This window comes from Bacillus sp. 05T31 (genome assembly GCF_056396725.1).
Genome location: NZ_JBFTMA010000991.1, coordinates 1 through 1,170 on the forward strand (window position 1 = coordinate 1; position 1,170 = coordinate 1,170).

Below are 1,170 nucleotides of genomic sequence, written 5' to 3' on the forward strand. Positions count from 1 at the left end.
ACCATGCTTTCCAAGTAGCGCTGGACGAATTCAAACCACCCCATCGATTCCAATTACTAAAGCACAAATTAGAACATTCCGCGCAATCATTACCGATTTAACAAACCTAATCCCAAAACTTTTCGCTGATCCATCCCCAAAAAATATTGAAGATTTAATAGATACATTGAACCTACTAAGCAAATTCATCTGTTCACTAGACGCTACTTCCTCCCTGAAAGCACAAGGGCTAGCCATTATTAAAAACTTAATAACTATATTAAAAAATCCAACCTTCGTAGCAAGTGCTGTATTTATTGAACTTCAAATTTTAATTAATTATTTACTTTACATTACAAAGTTATTCCGAATTGATCCTTGTACACTCCAAGAACTCCTTAAATTAATTGCAGAGTTACAAACTACTCTAGTTAATTCAGCTTCGTTCGGCAGAGGACCTACTGGACCTAGAGGTAACACGGGCGCTACTGGTGCTACCGGACCTAGAGGTAACACAGGCGCTACTGGTGCTACCGGACCTAGAGGTAACACTGGYGCTACTGGTTCCACTGGTCCTAGAGGTAACACGGGCGCTACTGGTGCTACCGGACCTAGAGGTAACACWGGTGCTACTGGTTCCACTGGTCCTAGAGGTAACACGGGCGCTACTGGTGCTACCGGACCTAGAGGTAACACAGGTGCTACTGGACCTCAAGGTGCTCAAGGTAATACAGGTGCCACTGGTCCTCAAGGTATTCAAGGTAACACGGGCGCTACCGGTTCCACTGGTCCTAGAGGTAACACGGGCGCTACTGGTGCTACCGGACCTAGAGGTAACACAGGTGCTACTGGTTCCACTGGGCCTAGAGGTAACACGGGCGCTACTGGTGCTACCGGACCTAGAGGTAACACAGGTGCTACTGGTTCCACTGGGCCTCAAGGTATTCAAGGTAACACGGGTGCTACTGGTTCCACTGGGCCTCAAGGTACGCAAGGTAACACGGGCGCTACCGGTTCCACTGGGCCTCAAGGTACGCAAGGTAACACAGGTGCTACTGGACCTCAAGGTGTTCAAGGTAACACGGGTGCTACTGGTTCCACTGGGCCTCAAGGTAACACGGGTGCTACTGGTTCCACTGGGCCTCAAGGTAACACGGGTGCTACTGGTTCCACTGGGCCTCAAGGTAACAC

1 protein-coding gene is annotated in these 1,170 nt (G+C 48.7%); it reads left to right on the forward strand.

Translation table 11 applies throughout. From position 1 onward, the window contains the following. Nucleotides 1–1,170, forward strand: a 1,170-nt coding sequence (locus tag AC1DJR_RS30610; protein WP_477004324.1) for a collagen-like repeat preface domain-containing protein, incomplete at both ends; no start/stop codon positions are given.